The sequence below is a fragment of the Agrococcus pavilionensis RW1 genome, from assembly GCF_000400485.1.
Classification (GTDB): domain Bacteria; phylum Actinomycetota; class Actinomycetes; order Actinomycetales; family Microbacteriaceae; genus Agrococcus; species Agrococcus pavilionensis.
In genome coordinates, this window is record NZ_ASHR01000026.1 from 1 (window position 1) to 14,107 (window position 14,107).

Annotated in this window: 15 protein-coding genes and 1 tRNA gene; 9 read left to right on the forward strand and 7 right to left on the reverse strand. The window is 70.7% G+C overall.

Going from position 1 to position 14,107, the window contains the following annotated elements:
- Positions 1–491: 491 nt before the first annotated feature.
- Positions 492–1,511, forward strand: a complete 1,020-nt coding sequence (locus tag L332_RS29470) for a M23 family metallopeptidase (protein ID WP_158316718.1) — start codon at positions 492–494, stop codon at positions 1,509–1,511.
- A 192-nt stretch (positions 1,512–1,703) separates the two neighbouring features.
- Here L332_RS29470 and L332_RS23170 read toward each other — a convergent pair whose 3' ends face one another.
- On the reverse strand, positions 1,704–2,114 hold the full coding sequence (locus L332_RS23170) for a four-helix bundle copper-binding protein (RefSeq protein ID WP_031223765.1): 411 nt from the start codon (positions 2,112–2,114) through the stop codon (positions 1,704–1,706).
- Positions 2,115–2,240: 126 nt separating this feature from the next.
- Positions 2,241–2,690 (reverse strand): hypothetical protein, encoded by a 450-nt coding sequence (locus L332_RS23175; RefSeq protein ID WP_235045082.1) that lies wholly within the window; start codon positions 2,688–2,690, stop codon positions 2,241–2,243.
- A 66-nt stretch (positions 2,691–2,756) separates the two neighbouring features.
- On the opposite strand from L332_RS23175, the gene L332_RS23180 reads away from it, so the two are divergent.
- The 6 genes from L332_RS23180 to ccsB all read left to right on the forward strand — a co-directional run bounded on the left by L332_RS23180 (position 2,757) and on the right by ccsB (position 7,568).
- Positions 2,757–3,164, forward strand: coding sequence for a DUF6153 family protein (locus L332_RS23180; protein ID WP_144061057.1), 408 nt, complete (start codon positions 2,757–2,759; stop codon positions 3,162–3,164).
- 252 nt (positions 3,165–3,416) lie between these two features.
- Complete coding sequence (locus L332_RS30345) at positions 3,417–3,689, forward strand: hypothetical protein (RefSeq protein WP_021010686.1); 273 nt, start codon at positions 3,417–3,419, stop codon at positions 3,687–3,689.
- Between the two features lie 16 nt (positions 3,690–3,705).
- The gene (locus tag L332_RS23190) at positions 3,706–4,287 is read left to right on the forward strand and encodes a TlpA family protein disulfide reductase (protein WP_021010687.1); all 582 of its coding nucleotides are present in this window, start codon (positions 3,706–3,708) and stop codon (positions 4,285–4,287) included.
- Positions 4,284–5,042, forward strand: a complete 759-nt coding sequence (locus L332_RS23195) for a cytochrome c biogenesis CcdA family protein (RefSeq protein WP_021010688.1) — start codon at positions 4,284–4,286, stop codon at positions 5,040–5,042. Before L332_RS23190 ends, L332_RS23195 begins: the two co-directional genes overlap by 4 nt.
- Positions 5,026–6,633 carry a cytochrome c biogenesis protein ResB gene (resB, locus tag L332_RS23200; protein ID WP_021010689.1) on the forward strand — a complete coding sequence of 536 codons (1,608 nt, stop codon included), beginning with the start codon at positions 5,026–5,028 and terminating at the stop codon, positions 6,631–6,633. The genes L332_RS23195 and resB overlap by 17 nt, the downstream gene beginning before the upstream one ends.
- A 2-nt stretch (positions 6,634–6,635) precedes the next feature.
- Complete coding sequence (gene ccsB, locus L332_RS23205) at positions 6,636–7,568, forward strand: c-type cytochrome biogenesis protein CcsB (RefSeq protein WP_031223771.1); 933 nt, start codon at positions 6,636–6,638, stop codon at positions 7,566–7,568.
- Between the two features lie 33 nt (positions 7,569–7,601).
- Here ccsB and L332_RS23210 read toward each other — a convergent pair whose 3' ends face one another.
- Positions 7,602–8,432 carry a phosphatase PAP2 family protein gene (locus L332_RS23210; protein ID WP_021010691.1) on the reverse strand — a complete coding sequence of 277 codons (831 nt, stop codon included), beginning with the start codon at positions 8,430–8,432 and terminating at the stop codon, positions 7,602–7,604.
- 185 nt (positions 8,433–8,617) lie between these two features.
- On the opposite strand from L332_RS23210, the gene L332_RS23215 reads away from it, so the two are divergent.
- Together L332_RS23215 and L332_RS23220 are read left to right on the forward strand one after the other, a co-directional pair.
- The gene (locus tag L332_RS23215) at positions 8,618–9,133 is read left to right on the forward strand and encodes a PepSY domain-containing protein (protein ID WP_021010692.1); all 516 of its coding nucleotides are present in this window, start codon (positions 8,618–8,620) and stop codon (positions 9,131–9,133) included.
- 260 nt (positions 9,134–9,393) lie between these two features.
- A complete protein-coding gene (locus L332_RS23220) occupies positions 9,394–10,068 on the forward strand; it encodes a response regulator transcription factor (protein ID WP_021065016.1) in 675 nt (224 codons plus the stop codon).
- Positions 10,069–10,092: 24 nt separating this feature from the next.
- Here the strand turns inward: L332_RS23220 and L332_RS23225 are convergent, their stop codons facing one another.
- The 4 genes from L332_RS23225 to L332_RS29480 all read right to left on the reverse strand — a co-directional run bounded on the left by L332_RS23225 (position 10,093) and on the right by L332_RS29480 (position 13,823).
- Entirely contained in the window at positions 10,093–11,514 is a 1,422-nt protein-coding gene (locus L332_RS23225; protein WP_021010695.1) for a sensor histidine kinase, read from the reverse strand.
- 218 nt (positions 11,515–11,732) lie between these two features.
- Positions 11,733–11,804: transfer RNA gene (locus L332_RS23230), tRNA-Arg, on the reverse strand.
- Between the two features lie 298 nt (positions 11,805–12,102).
- A complete protein-coding gene (locus L332_RS29475) occupies positions 12,103–12,948 on the reverse strand; it encodes an NlpC/P60 family protein (protein ID WP_144061058.1) in 846 nt (281 codons plus the stop codon).
- A gap of 65 nt (positions 12,949–13,013) precedes the next feature.
- Positions 13,014–13,823: a C40 family peptidase gene (locus L332_RS29480; RefSeq protein ID WP_021010697.1), complete on the reverse strand. Its 810-nt coding sequence runs from the start codon at positions 13,821–13,823 to the stop codon at positions 13,014–13,016.
- Positions 13,824–14,107 lie beyond the last annotated feature (284 nt).

Below are 14,107 nucleotides of genomic sequence, written 5' to 3' on the forward strand. Positions count from 1 at the left end.
CTCGCGCTCACTTCTCAGTGAGGCACCTCGGGCCGCGACGGGCCGTCGCGCGACGGGCGTGCGCTGTCTGCGCCCCACCTGGAGCGAGCGTCGGCCAGCAGTGCGCGACGGCGTCGACCTCGCGGGCACTCCTGCATGCGGCACCGCGATCCGCTCGCGGGCACTGCACGCGAGTCTCGTCGCGGCCTTGCGTTCCTGTTACCGATTCGTTACATTCGTATCGCGAAACGTGCTCCATCGCATTCGCTCGAAGTGCACCGCCAGCGGTCGCCGAACGGATGTGGGCGCGCTGTGCTCCCCCGCCCGTCTACACCCTGAGGATGACTCCCCGCGTGATGCAGTACCCGAGCCGAGCAACCGGTTCGCCCGACGGCAGTGAGGGAGGAGCACCCGGCCCGCAGCCCGGCACACGGCGGGCAGCCCGCGAAGCCGAGCGTGCCGCCGCCTCGATCGCTCGAACGGCGGTCGACGCTCGGGGCAGCTTCACGCGAGTGACGGAAGGGTCGCCTCCCATCTACACGACCCGCCGCAGCATGCGCGAGGATGCGACCCGCAAGGCGCAGCAGCTCGAGGTCACCCTGGCAGCGGCGGGTCCCTCGGCTGCGACGCTCACCGTCGATGCACCCGCGCTCGGGAGCGGCGGCGAGCACGTGCCCCGGCGCCGCGCTCAGGAACCGCCTCGCAGCGGGCCGCCCTCGCGCACCGCCCGACCGCCCCGGAAGGCCGAGCGCGTCGCGCGGCGCGTTGCGCGCAAGGTCACGGCGGCAGCGTCGCTGCTGTTCATCGGCTCGCTGCTCGTCGTGACGTCGCTGCCCGCTCAAGCGGTGCAGGTCCCCAACGGGCTCGACCCCGCCATCGCCCAGCTCGAGCCCGAAGCGCAATCCCTCGGGACGGTCGCCGCCGAGCCCTCAGCCCTGCTTGCCCGCGACGACGTCGCCGTGCGAGATCCGCTGGCGTCCGCCCGGTTGACACCCGCGGAGCTCGCCGAGCTGCAAGCGGTCGCAGACTCCGAGCGGCCCGGCCCCGCCTACGGCGGCCAGCCGGCCTTCCCGCGGGTGTGGAGCATGCTCGACACCGGCTTCGTGCAGACACCGTTCCCCGGCGTCGCGCAGATGCCGATCTCGAGCGGCTTCGGATTCCGCCCGGGCGGCTTCCACGGCGGTACCGACATCCCGTTCCCTCCCGGCCAAGAGATCCGGCCGATCGCCAACGGAGTGGTGTCAGCGGTCTACCAGGGCGACACCCCCGGCGGTGGAGGCTACGCGGTCTGGATCGATCACAACATCAACGGGCAGTTCGTGCAGTCGTGGTATCCCCACATGACGGCCGGCTCGATCCGCGTCGAGGTCGGCCAGGTCGTCGACATCAACACCGTGGTCGGCCAGGTGGGCAGCACCGGCCGCTCGACCGGGCCGCACCTGCACCTCGAGCTGAAGAACAGCGACTACGTCTCCTTCGACCCGATCCTCTGGCTGAAGAGTCGGGAGATGGATCTCGAGAGCCGGTACTGAGCGGATCCCTGCCGCCTCCTCGAGCATCCGCCGCCTGGGATCGCAGCCGTCAGCCCACGAGAGGATCGCGTGCAGCCCGTCGCGGGCGAGGCTCAGACCTGTCCCGCCGGGATCTCCAGCGGGACGACGCACTCGATCCGCGCGGCCGGTCGACGACTCGGCGCCCATGCCCGCCCGCGTCGGGTCGCACCTTCACCCGAGCGTGGCGAGCAGATCGGCGCACGCGCGCTCGCAGCGCCTGCACGCCTCGGCGCACACGCGGCAGTGCTCATGCATCTCGGCGTGCCGCTCGCACTCCTCCGCGCAAGCCTGGCACGCCGCCCGGCAGGCCTCCAGGAGCGCGCGGATGACGGCTGCGTCGGAACCGGTCTGACGCGAGAGCACTCGGCCCGTCGTCTCGCACACGTCCGCGCAGTCGAGGTTGGTGCGGATGCACTTGGTGAGCTCAGCGACCATGTCCTCTGCCAAGCACGCGTCAGCACACGCCGTGCAGGTCTGTGCGCACTCGAAGCAGGCCTCGATGCAAGCCGCGAGCGCCTGCTTGTCGACACCACCCAGATCCTTCGGGTAGGTGTCGAGCATCGTTTCGACGTGATGAGTCATGGTTCCCTCTCCCTTGAGCATCCTGAGCTGTGTCCCCATCCAACCCTCGACTCGGGGCGATCGCACTCTGTCAGCTCTCAGGCTCGAGTCCCTGCACGGCACCGCTGCGCATCGCGTGCGCTGCGCTCACGCGCCGGGGGCCGACCGTTCGGCATCGAGCTCCTCGCGGTTTCGTCGCGTGGCGCGGCGCAGCTCGAGCTCGATCGGGAGGTCGGCGACCCCCGGCCCTCCTGCGCGCACGTACTCGCAGAGCGCCGCGTTGACATCGGAGTCGTTCACGTCGCCGACCCACACCGGCTCGCCCTCCGGTGCCGCGGCTGCAGGGACGACGACCACGACGTTCGAGTGCTCGCAGGCATCCAGGCACCTGCTCGGCACGACCTGCGCCGCCCCCGCGACCAGCTCCCTGGTCTCGCGCAGGAGCCCGACGTGGTCGACGCCGGGATGCTTCGCTCGACTCCCGCAGTCGCCGCCCCTGCACACCACCACGGTGGGCGCCTGGGCGTCGACTGCACGCTGTCGCCGCTTGTCCCTCGCGCGTGCCATGACGACACGGTAGTGGTCGTGGCCGGTCATCGGCGCGCTGACAAGGCTCATAGGATCGTTCGGTAGCCTCGCCCGTGCAGATCGCAGGAGGTGACCGTGGATGCACTGCGTCGCGTGATCGGGCCCGCTCCGATCCGTGCCCGTGCGGTGCTCGTCATGGCGGTCGCTGTGGCGGCAGTCATCGCGGGCCTCTTGGCGATGCACGTGCTCAGCAGCGCATCGCATCCCTCCTCGCACGACAGCGCGCCGACCGCCGTGCACGCGGCAGCGGCAGCAGAGCGACCGGCTCCCGTTGCGCTCGGATGCGGCGTGGTGGGATGCGACGAGCTCGGCCTGATGGTGGTGGCTTGCGCCCTCGCGCTGCTGGCCGTCGCGGCGATCGTCCCCCTGGTCCGTGGTCGATGGACGATCCGCGCGATCGCGCCGCCTCTGCTCGCGATCACTGCGGCGCCTCGCGCGGTCCCGCGACCGTCCCTCATCCGGCTCTCGATCAGTCGGACATGATCGCGCGGCTCGGCTGCCTCGTGCACCCGAGCCCCGAGGCCGATCATGTTCCGGGTGACCGACGGCCAGGACGCCGGGGCGATCGAGATGGCCGAGCGGATCATCGCGACCGGTCCTCGGAGATCGCCGAGCCTCCCGCGCTCGGGCGATGGCGGACGCTCCTGGCGGGCGCTGCAGTCCTGACCCCTCGGATCGACCGATAGGCTGGTCCAATACCCCCTAGGGGTATCGATTGAACGAGAGGAATCATCCATGTGCGAAGCACACTCGAGCCACACCGACCCTGACCACGGCGACGGCCACGCCGCCCAGCACCCGACGACCGGGCATGCGCACGCGGCCACCGGCTCGCCCGACGAGGGTGTCGCGGAGTGCCCGGTGATGCCGGGCAGCACCATCCGCAAGGCGGACGCTGAGCACGCCGGGCTGATCCGAGACTTCGAGGGCCAGCGCTACTACCTGTGCTGCGCCGCCTGCGGACCGATGTTCGACGCGGATCCGGCCAAGTACGCGTCGCTCCGCTGATGTGAGGGGAGCGATCATGCTGGGTTCTACTCGACGCGGGCTTCTCGCCGCGGCCGTCGTCGGCGCTCTGCTGCTCAGCGGTTGCGCGAGTGCCGGGGGGTCTGCTGGACAGGTCGGGGACGCTGGCTACATCGCGGGCGACGGCATCGTCACCGAGATCCCGCTCGACGACCGCACGAAGCCCGGATCGTTCAGCGGGCCGACCGCGACCGGCGGTGAGTTCGATTCGGCGGAGCTCGACGGGGTGGCGCTCGTGAACTTCTGGTACGCCGCGTGTCCGCCCTGTCGGGTGGAGGCTCCCGTGCTGGCTGAGCTCTACGCCGAGTTCGGCGACCGGGTGGACTTCATCGGCATCAACGTCCGGGACGGCGGTGCGCAGGCGAGGGCGTTCGAGGAGGAGTTCGCGATCGAGTACCCGTCGGTCCTCGACGACGTCTCTGCGCAGGGCCAGCTCGCGTTCGCGGGCGTCGTGGCCCCCAACGCGGTGCCGACGACGATCGTCCTCGACGCCGAGGGGCGCGTCGCCGCGCGCGTCTCCGGCGCGGTCACCGACACCAGCATCCTGTCGACGCTGCTGCAGGAGGAGCTCGAGCGATGATCCGGGTGCTCGCGCAGGGGGCGCTCGACCCCGCCGCCGCGGTCCTGAGCGGTGAGCTGCTGTTCTCGGTGCCCGTCGCCCTGCTGGCCGGCATCGTGTCGTTCGCGAGCCCGTGCATCCTCCCGCTCGTGCCGGGCTACCTCGGCCTGATGGGATCGCTCGTCGGGGAGGACGGCGGGCGCGGTCGGCTCATCGCCGGTGTGGCGCTGTTCGTCGGCGGCTTCACCGCGGTGTTCGTGCTCGGTACCGCACTCGTCGGGGCGGTGAGCTCGTTCCTCCTCGTGTGGTCCTCGGTGCTCATCCGCGTGCTCGGCGTGCTGCTGATCGTGCTGGGGCTCGTCTTCGTCGGCCAGATGCGCTTCCTGCAGCGCGTCTGGAAGCCGCAGCAGCTGAAGGCGGGCGGCATGTGGACAGCGCCGCTCGTGGGCGTGATCTTCGCGCTCGGGTGGACCCCCTGCTCCGGCCCGACACTCGCGGCGATCAGTGCCCTGACGGTCACGACGGGCAGCGCTGGGCAGGGCGCCGTGCTGGGACTCGCGTACGCGCTCGGCCTCGGCATCCCGTTCCTGCTCCTCGCGGCCGGACTCGGGTGGATGGGCTCCACCATCGCGTGGATGCGACGCCACGTGCGCGCGATCAACATCGCCGGGGGTGCCATGCTGATCCTCATCGGACTGCTGATGGTCACGGGGGTCTGGAACCTCATCATGAACGAGATGCAAGGGTGGGTCGCGTCATATGTCACGATCGTCTGAGTCGGACCCGCTGCGGCCGCGCGATCACATCGAGGCACCCCGTCGTGCCGAGCCGCTCGGCGAGGGGCCCCGCCTCGGGATCGCTGGCTGGGCGCGCTTCCTCTGGCGCCAGCTCACCTCGATGCGCACCGCGATCGTGCTGCTGCTGCTGCTCGCCCTCGCCGCGATCCCGGGCAGCTTGGTGCCCCAGCGATCGAGCGACCCGAACGGCGTCATCCAGGTCCGCTCCGCCAATCCGGATCTCGTCTGGCTGTACGATGCGCTCTCGCTGCACGACGTCTACACGAGCCCGTGGTTCTCGGCGATCTACATCCTGCTGTTCACGTCCTTGGTGGGATGCGTCATCCCTCGTCTCGCGCACCACTGGAAGGCCATGCGGGCGGCACCGCCGAAGACGCCGGCCCGCCTGTCTCGCCTCGTCGGCTTCCAGACCGTGCCAGGGGACGCATCCGACCTCGACCGCGCCGAGCGGATGCTGCGGCGCCTCGGGTATCGCACCGCGCGATACGGCCAGAGCATCTCCGCCGAGCGAGGCTACCTCCGCGAGAGCGGCAACCTGCTGTTCCACACGTCGCTCCTGGCGATGATCCTCGTCGTGGGGATCGGCTCGGGCTTCGGCTATCAGGGACAGCGGCTCCTCGTCGAGGGTCGTGGCTTCGCGAACACGCTCTCGAGCTACGACACCTTCACGGCCGGCCAGTGGTTCGACGACGGCTCCCTGGAGCCCTTCGCCGTCCGCCTCGACGACCTCGAGGTGGAGTACGAGACAGAGAATCGCTATGCGATGGGCGCGCCGCTCGACTTCACCGCCCGTGTCGCCGTCAGTGAGCCGAGCGGCGAGCGGTCGGCACAGATCAAGGTCAACGAGCCGCTCTCCGTCGCGGGCGCCGACCTCTACCTGATCTCGAACGGGTATGCACCCCGCATCTCGGTGCGCGACCCGGAGGGCAACGTCGTCTACGACGAGTACACACCGTTCCTCGCACAGGACGACCTCATGACGAGCCTCGGCGTGATGAAGCTGCCCGACGGACTGTCGCAGCAGCTGGGCCTGCGCGGCTTCTTCTACCCGACCGCCGTGGAGCTCGGCAGCGGCGCGCTCGCCTCCGGCTACACCGACGTGCTGAACCCGGTGCTGTCGCTGCAGGCGTTCACGGGAGACCTGGGGCTCGACGCGGGCATCCCGCGCTCGGTCTACTCGCTCGCGACGGACGAGATGACGCAGATCGCCGGTGGCGACTCGGGAGCGGAATCCCTGACCCTCGCACCGGGACAATCGGTCGAGATCCCAGGCGGGCTCGGCACGATCGCGTTCGAGGATGTGCTGCGATACGGGGTCATCGAGGTCCACGTCGACTACACGCAGACGCTGGTGCTCTGGATCACGATCGCGCTGATCCTCTCGCTGCTCGCGTCGCTCCTCATCCCGCGTCGCCGACTCTGGGTGAAGGCGACCGGCACCGGACTCGAGGTCGCAGGCCTCGCGCGAGGCGAGGATCCGACGCTCGAGCGAGCCGTCGACGCGCTCGCGCGACAGCTTCGTGCCGGTGCGGCACCGAGTCATGCAACAGGAGAGAGGGTCACGACGTGACGATGGATCAATTGGACGCGGCCGGACTGCTGGCCGTCTACTCGGCGATGGCGGTCTACACGCTCGCCTTCGCGGCGTTCGCCATCGATGTGGCGAAGCGATCGGCTGCCAGGTCCACGGTTCCCCGCGAGCTGGTGAGCGTCGGCGGCGACTCCCCGGCAGGAGGGCAGTCTCCGCCCGCCATCGCTCCCGCCGAGGCGGGCCGCGGCGCCCGCATCGGCTTCGTCCTGACGGTGATCGGCTGGGTGGTCCTCGTCGCCGGTGCCGTCTTCCGCGGGCTGGCCGCGGGCCGGGTCCCGTGGGCGAACATGTACGAGTTCGCGCTCACGGGCGTCGCGATCATCGTCGGCGTCTTCGTCCTCTCGAGGCTGTGGCGAGACCTCACGTTCCTCGGTGTGTTCATCACCGGCCTCGCGGTGGTGTCGCTCGGCACGGCGACGCTGAACTTCTACGTCCCACCGACGCCCCTCCCTCCGGCGCTGCAGACGTACTGGCTCGTCATCCACGTCTTCGTCGCGACCCTGGCGACCGGGTTCTTCGCGCTCGGCGCGGGACTGAGCGTCGTCCAGCTCGTGAAGGAGCGGCGGACCAACGGCTTCCTCCGATCGCTGCCGAGCGCCGAGCAGCTCGAGGACCTCGGCTACCGCGTCGGGGTGATCGGGTTCATCTTCTGGACCTTCACCCTGGTGGCGGGCGCGATCTGGGCGGAGCACGCGTGGGGACGCTACTGGGGTTGGGACACGAAGGAGGTGTGGACCTTCATCATCTGGGTGCTGTACGCGGGGTACATCCACGCGCGGGCGACTCGCGGCTGGCGCGGCTCGCGCTCCGCATGGCTGCAGATCATCGGCTTCGCCGCCGTGGTGTTCAACTTCACGGTGGTCAACCTCTTCTTCAAGGGCCTGCACGCCTATTCGGGGTTGTCGAGCGAGTGAGCCGCACCGCGGCTTCGAACGGGCATCCGGCCGCTAGCCGGGAAGGGCCGCCTGCTGCCGCTGCCGCGCGGTGAGGGAGAGCCGATGCGCGGTGATGACGACCGCGAGCCACCCGACGCCGAGCATCCATGCCACCAGCACGTCGGTGAACCAGTGGTGACCGAGGTAGACGCGGCTGATGCCGATGCTGACCGCGAATACGACGGCCACGGCGATGGTGGCGACCTGCGCGACGCGCCTCGACTGGCGCAGGAGCAGCATGTAGGCGATCGCGCCCGCAATGGCCGTCGCGTTGAGCGTGTGCCCGCTGGGGAACGAGGGCGATTGCTCGAACGGTGGCACGGCGTGGTCGAAGCCGGGCCGCACCCGCCCGACGAGTCCCTTGCCGACGACCGTCATGAGCAGCGACCCCGCGCCCGCTGCGCCGATGATGAGCGCCGGCGCCCAGGTGCGGCGACGCAGCGTCAGGATGACGATGGCGAGCACGGCGATGATCGGCATCACGATCGCGCCGCCGACGTTCGTGTACCAGGTGACCGCCGTGTCGAGCCACGGCGATCTGACCGCTTCGAACGCGGTGAGCACCGGTCGGTCGAGCCCCGCGACCCCATCCGACTCCGTCACGGCGTCGTACACCCACGCTGCAGCGAGGGTCGCGAGCGCCGCGACCACCGCGCCTGCTGCCAGGATGAGGATGAGCGCCGCGTGCGGACCGAGCAAGGCGCTCAGGCGGTGCGTCAGTGCAGCGAGAGTCCTGCCCCCGCGCGTCGACCAGCTCGTCGGGCCCTTCCCGCCCAGGTGCCGCTCGACCTCGAGCTCGGCGTCGGCGCCCGTCGGCTTCGGCTCTTCGCGACCCCGTTGCATCGACACTCCTCTCGCGGCGGTGGAGCGATCTTGGCACACCTCCCGCATCCACCCGCTCGCACCTGAGAGGGCTCTCAGTCGGTCTCAGACTCGCCGCAGTGCCCGCCCGGGAGTCTCGTCACATCGACTCGACCAGCGGGTCGGCCAGGACCGGCAACGGTTCGGGAACCGAACAGGAGCACATCATGAAGAACCTCAAGCAGAAGGCAGCCGTCACCGGCGTCATCGCCACGACGCTCGCCTTCGGTGGAGCCGGCATCGCCATGGCGGCGAACCCCGACGACGCGCAGCCGTCGTCCTCGGCGACCGACGAGCAGGATCCGTCGTACACGGGCTCGGTGCAGGCACCGCAGGATGCGACCGCCCCGGACGGGTCGGACACGGAGCTGTCCGAGACCGAGGAGGCCGCGGCGCTGCAGGGCCTCGCGACCGTCACGCCAGAGGAGGCGACGGCAGCGGCCCTCGCCGCGGTGCCCGGCACCGCCGGCGAAGCGGTGCTCGAGGACGAGAACGGGTACGTCGTCTACGAGGTGCAGGTGACCGCGGCCGACGGCTCCGCGATCGACGTCGAGGTCGACGCGGGCGATGCGAGCGTGCTCGCACAGGAGGCCGACGAGCCCGAGGGCGCCGACGAGGCCACCGAGAACGGCAGCGAGCAGGACGAGACCGGCGAGAACGGCGCCGAGGACCCCAACAGCTGACACGCGACCACCGCCGGCGGAGCAGCGCGCTCCGCCGGCGGTGCAGCGCGGCGCTACGGCCGCAGGCTCTTCGCGCCTGAGGCGCGCATCCTCGAGGCGTCGCGGTCGTCGCGGTCTCGGTCGTCCCGATCGTGGCGGAGGTGGCGCGCGCCCGCCGAGCCGCGCCCGCGAGTGCCGCGCACTGAGCCGAGCCAGCCGTGCCCTCGAGCGGAACGCCGGCTGCACGCGGGCTCACCCCTGCGCCGGTCACAATGGACCGCATGCGCGTGCTGCTCGTGGAGGACGAACGACGGTTGGCCGAGGCCGTTCGGCACGGACTGGCCGCCGAAGGGTTCAACGTCGACTGGGCCGACAACGGCGTCGACGGGCTGTGGAAGGCGAAGGAGCAGCAGTACGACGTCGTCGTGCTGGACATCATGCTCCCCGGCCTCAACGGCTACAAGGTCTGCGAGGGCATGCGCGCAGCGGGCATCTGGACGCCGGTGCTGATGCTCACCGCGAAGGACGGCGAGTACGACCAGGCGGATGCGTTCGACCTCGGCGCTGACGACTACCTGATCAAGCCGTTCTCGTTCATCGTGCTCGTCGCGAGGCTCCGGGCTCTCGTGCGCCGCGGCGCACCCGAGCGGCCGGTCGCGCTGAGCGTCGGCGACCTCTCGCTCGATCCGGTGCGCCACCGGGTCGATCGAGGCGGCACCCAGATCGCGCTCACGCCGCGGGAGTTCGGGCTCCTCGAGTTCCTGATGCGACACCCCGACGAGGTCGTCACCAAGACGCAGATCGTGGACGCGGTCTGGGACGCGGCATTCGAGGGCGACCACAACGTCGTGGAGGTCTACATCGGCTACTTGAGGAAGAAGATCGATCAGCCGTTCGGGCGCACGTCGATCAGGACCGTGCGAGGCGTCGGCTACCGCCTCGTCGGTCGCGAGTGACCCGCGACACCGACGCTCGGGCCTTCACGCAGGGCGCCGCGGCAGCGTGACGCGGAGCTGGGCTCCGCTGCGACTGTCGACGACCTCGACGCTGCCCCCGTGCGCGCGCACGATCTCCGTGACGATCGCGAGCCCGAGCCCGGTGCCGCCCTCGTCGCGGGCCCTGCTCTCATCGAGCCGGACGAAGCGGTCGAACACCCGCTCGCGGTCAGCGGCGGGGATCCCCTCGCCATCGTCGCCGATCTCGACGATGGCGGCGTCGTCCCCGGCTCGCACGCTGAGCGCGACCGACCGGTGCGCGTGCCGCACGGCGTTGTCGACGAGGTTCCGGATGGCTTGGGCGAGCTGCGACCGAGACCCGGAGACGCGCACCGCCTCGATCCTCGACTCGACCGTCAAGGAGGTCGTGGACCGCACTCGGTCCCGCTCGGCCGCGAGCAGATCGTCGAGGTCGACGTCATGCCGCTCGCCGGAGAGCCCTCGCTCGTCGGCTCGGGCGAGCAGCAGCAGCCCGTTGACGAGCCGCTCCATCCGCGACGCCTCTTCGACGAAGGCGTGAGCAGCCGTCGCTGAGAGCGCGCCGTCGGGATGGGCGACGACGGTCTCACCCATCGCCTTGATCGTGGCGATCGGGCTGCGCAGCTCGTGACTGGCGTCGGCGACGAACCGCCGCTGCGAGAGCTGGGCGCTCTCCAGCCGCGCGAGCATCTCGTTCATGGTCGAGGCGAGTCGGGCGATCTCGTCCTTCGCCGCGGGGACGGGCACGCGCTCGGTCAGCTGCCGTCCGCCGATCGCGGCCACCGTCGCGCGGATGGCCTCGACCGGCCGCAGCGAGCGCCCCACGAGCCAGTACGTCGATGCGGCCACGACGAGCACGAGGATGGGGTAGCCGATGCCCAGCAACGGCAGCACTGCGGCAGTGCTCTCACCCACCGACTCGAGCGACTGCGCGACGATCACGGTGTAGATGCCGGTCGGGGCGGCGAAGCCGGCTCGCGCGACGCGGTACGCATCTTCCTCGTCCACCGGCAGCCGCGCATCCGCCCAGACGATCCCGTCGAGGGGGTCGACGGGTCGACCGAGCGCGGCCTCGCCCTCGATCTCCGCCGACTGGCCTGCGACGTCGCCGTCCGCGGCGAGGATCTGCACGACGGTGCCCTGTCGCGACGCCGTCTGGGCGATCGACCCGAGCGAGCGGGTGAGCGCGTCCGAGTCGGTTGCAGCCGGCATCGCCTCGAGCGCGGCCACGACCTCCTCGACCCGGTCCTGGACCGACGCCTCGACGCTCATGCTCAACGACCGCTGCAGCAGCAGCACGAGCGCCGCCGAGCCGAGCGCGAGCGCGACCGCGACGATCACGGTGGCCGCCAGCGCTGCCCTGGCTCGCACTCCGATGACGCCGCGCTTCGGCGCGGACGACGAGCTCGTCGCCGCGCCGTGGCTCATCGGTCCGCTTCCATGCCCGAACGCTATCCCAGCTGATGCACCGATGCGCTCGCACCCTGAGGACGTTCTCAGACGCCCGTGCCGAGCCCTTCGCGCCGGTTCGGCTGGTCCGACGACACCGTGCCCGCCTGCCCGGCTCGTCGCGGGCTGCCGCCGTCGCGACCGGGAAGCCCGCGAGCGGGGTGCAGTCGTTCACGATGCCGTGGGACATCACACGGTGCCCCTGGAGGGACTCGAACCCCCAACCAGCTCCTTAGGACGGAGATGCTCTTCCATTGAGCTACAGAGGCCAGGCTCACCGATCCTACCGTGAGGGCTCGCCGACACCTGCCTCGTCGTGATGCGATCCTGATCCGCGGGCATGCACGACGTACGCCAGTCGCGACCTCAGCCTCGTTGCCGCAGGATCTCGATCTCGCAGCTCGAGCTCGACGAGCGAGGATCGCGGGAGCTCGGCGCACGCGTCGTGATGCGCGGCCGAGTGCTGGGAGTCGAGCGGCAGCGGTCCGCTTCCAGTGAGCCGATCGCCCCCGCTGGGTGCAGCGAAGCGCCCATCCTGACCGGACGGGCGCTCCGCTGCTCTGAGGATCAGGTGATGTCGATGAACACCGGGGCCGAACCGCCGATGTCGACGCCGGCCACGACCGTGTTGAACCCGGACCAGCCGCCATGCACCGCGCGGCCCCCACCGATGTAGATGCCGATGTGCGCGCGACCCGTGCCGCCGTCCGCGTAGTAGATGACATCGCCGGGCGAAGCCTGCGACCTCGGGATGGTCGGACCGAGGTTGAAGAGCGACTGCATGCCCGAGTACGGAAGGCCGACGGCAGCGATCGAGCGACGCACGAGCTGCACGCAGTCCTGCGAGACACCGACCTGCGCGAGCGCCGCGTCGGCGATCACGCTGCCGGTCGCGCCGGCCGGCGCTGCCGCAGGAGCCGGCGCCGACGCGCCGCCCGCGGTACCGCCTGCACCCGCGGTACCGGCATTCGCCGCGGCGCGCTCCTGGCGCTCCGCGGTCGCACGCTCAGCCGCCGCAGCCTGCTCGCGACGCTCAGCCTCAGCGGCGGCCTCCAGCTCCGCACGGATCTGCTCGAGCTCTGCGGCCGTCGTCGCGGAGACGTCGAGTCGAGCGCCGCCCGCCTGGCTCTCGCCTGCGGTCACGACCCCGGCGACGGACTGCGCATCCTGCGCCACGAGCGTCGAGTACGACTGATCTGCGGCATTGTCGCTGCTCGAGGCGAAGGCGGGCAGCGCCAACGGGGTTGCGAGCGCGGCCGCCACGGCGATCACGCCGACGCGTCGGGCATTGCGCGCGACAGACGCGCGGTCGATGCGCTTCTTGCCGGGCTGGTCGGCCGACTTCTCGGTAGGACTCGTCACAGGCTGATACTCCAAAACTTCCGTGAGAAACGATGCGCCGCCGGGCGGCACCCAGGCAACGTTACCAAACCGTTACTTCTCTTGCCACCTTCTGCGGAACAACTCGCGCGAGCTGCTCAGAACCGCCGCACCTGGGGAGTGCCGAACGCGGCGACCATCGCCGAGTAGACCGAGTACTTCACGGGCTTGCCGCTCGTGGCCGAGTGGATGATCTGGTCGTTCCCCGCGTAGACGGCGACATGGCCGTTCCAGACGAGCAGGTCGCCCGGAGCGATGGCCGATGCCGACACCGGCGTGCCGTAGCCCGCTTGCGCGTTCGAGGAGTGCGGCAGGAAGTGACCGGCTTGACCGTAGACCCACTTCGTGAAGCCGGAGCAGTCGAAGCCCGTCGACGGGCTGGCACCGCCCCACACGTACGGCACACCGAGCTGGGACTGCGCGGTCGCGACGATGGAGCTGTTGGCCGGCGGCAGGCTGCCGGGCGCCGCAGCGGCCGCCGGAGCCGGGCCGCCGGAGGTGGAGCCGCTCGCTGCCGCAGTCGCGGTGAGCTGGGCGCGCGCAGCTGCGAGCTCGGCCTGACGGGCCTCCTCCGCGGCTCGCGCGGCGCTGCGGATCTCGTCGAGCTCGGCGGCCGTCGTACCCGAGATGCCGTCGCGGGCGATCAGGTCGACGCGCGCATCCTCTGCGACGGTCACGCTCTGCGAGTTCTCGGCGATGATGCTCGCGAGCTCGGCCTGGCTGTACGGCTCCGGCTGCGGCGCGAAGGCGGCGGCCGGGAGCGAGAGCGCGCCGACGAGACCGGCGGCGAGGCAGACGACGCCGAAGCTCTTCGCTCCCTTGCGGAGCGAGTGCGTCATCGTCGACGTGGGCGCTCCGCGGTCGGCCATCGGTGAGACGGCGATGGCCGTCGTCGAGTGCTGTCCCATGCGTTCGTGTTCCCCCAAGCGGTGCAGTTCCCGCTCGCGAGGAGCGGGGCTGACCGTGCGAGAGTACCCGAGCGTTACCGAATCGTCACAATCGTCCACGAGCTACCGGCGAGCCTCCGAACGGCCTGGACGAAGCCTGGAAGCGAGGAGTCCGCAGGCTGTGAGGCACGCCTGCCGATGCGAGCTCCGGGGCTCGGCGCTCGTTGAGAGTTTGCGTCCGAGTGCAGGGCAACTCGGACGCAAACCCTCCACAGCGCGCGAGCGGCCGGGGACCGGTTGAGAGT

What these genes read in the sequence shown, in the direction of transcription:
- L332_RS23170 (WP_031223765.1), bottom strand. Translation starts at nt 2,114, where the DNA reads ATGACTCATCACGTCGAAACGATGCTCGACACCTACCCGAAGGATCTG.
- L332_RS23175 (WP_235045082.1), bottom strand. Translation starts at nt 2,690, where the DNA reads ATGACCGGCCACGACCACTACCGTGTCGTCATGGCACGCGCGAGGGAC.
- L332_RS30345 (WP_021010686.1), top strand. Translation starts at nt 3,417, where the DNA reads ATGTGCGAAGCACACTCGAGCCACACCGACCCTGACCACGGCGACGGC.
- L332_RS23190 (WP_021010687.1), top strand. Translation starts at nt 3,706, where the DNA reads ATGCTGGGTTCTACTCGACGCGGGCTTCTCGCCGCGGCCGTCGTCGGC.
- L332_RS23195 (WP_021010688.1), top strand. Translation starts at nt 4,284, where the DNA reads ATGATCCGGGTGCTCGCGCAGGGGGCGCTCGACCCCGCCGCCGCGGTC.
- resB (WP_021010689.1), top strand. Translation starts at nt 5,026, where the DNA reads ATGTCACGATCGTCTGAGTCGGACCCGCTGCGGCCGCGCGATCACATC.
- ccsB (WP_031223771.1), top strand. Translation starts at nt 6,636, where the DNA reads ATGGATCAATTGGACGCGGCCGGACTGCTGGCCGTCTACTCGGCGATG.
- L332_RS23210 (WP_021010691.1), bottom strand. Translation starts at nt 8,432, where the DNA reads ATGCAACGGGGTCGCGAAGAGCCGAAGCCGACGGGCGCCGACGCCGAG.
- L332_RS23215 (WP_021010692.1), top strand. Translation starts at nt 8,618, where the DNA reads ATGAAGAACCTCAAGCAGAAGGCAGCCGTCACCGGCGTCATCGCCACG.
- L332_RS23220 (WP_021065016.1), top strand. Translation starts at nt 9,394, where the DNA reads ATGCGCGTGCTGCTCGTGGAGGACGAACGACGGTTGGCCGAGGCCGTT.
- L332_RS23225 (WP_021010695.1), bottom strand. Translation starts at nt 11,514, where the DNA reads ATGAGCCACGGCGCGGCGACGAGCTCGTCGTCCGCGCCGAAGCGCGGC.
- L332_RS29480 (WP_021010697.1), bottom strand. Translation starts at nt 13,823, where the DNA reads ATGGGACAGCACTCGACGACGGCCATCGCCGTCTCACCGATGGCCGAC.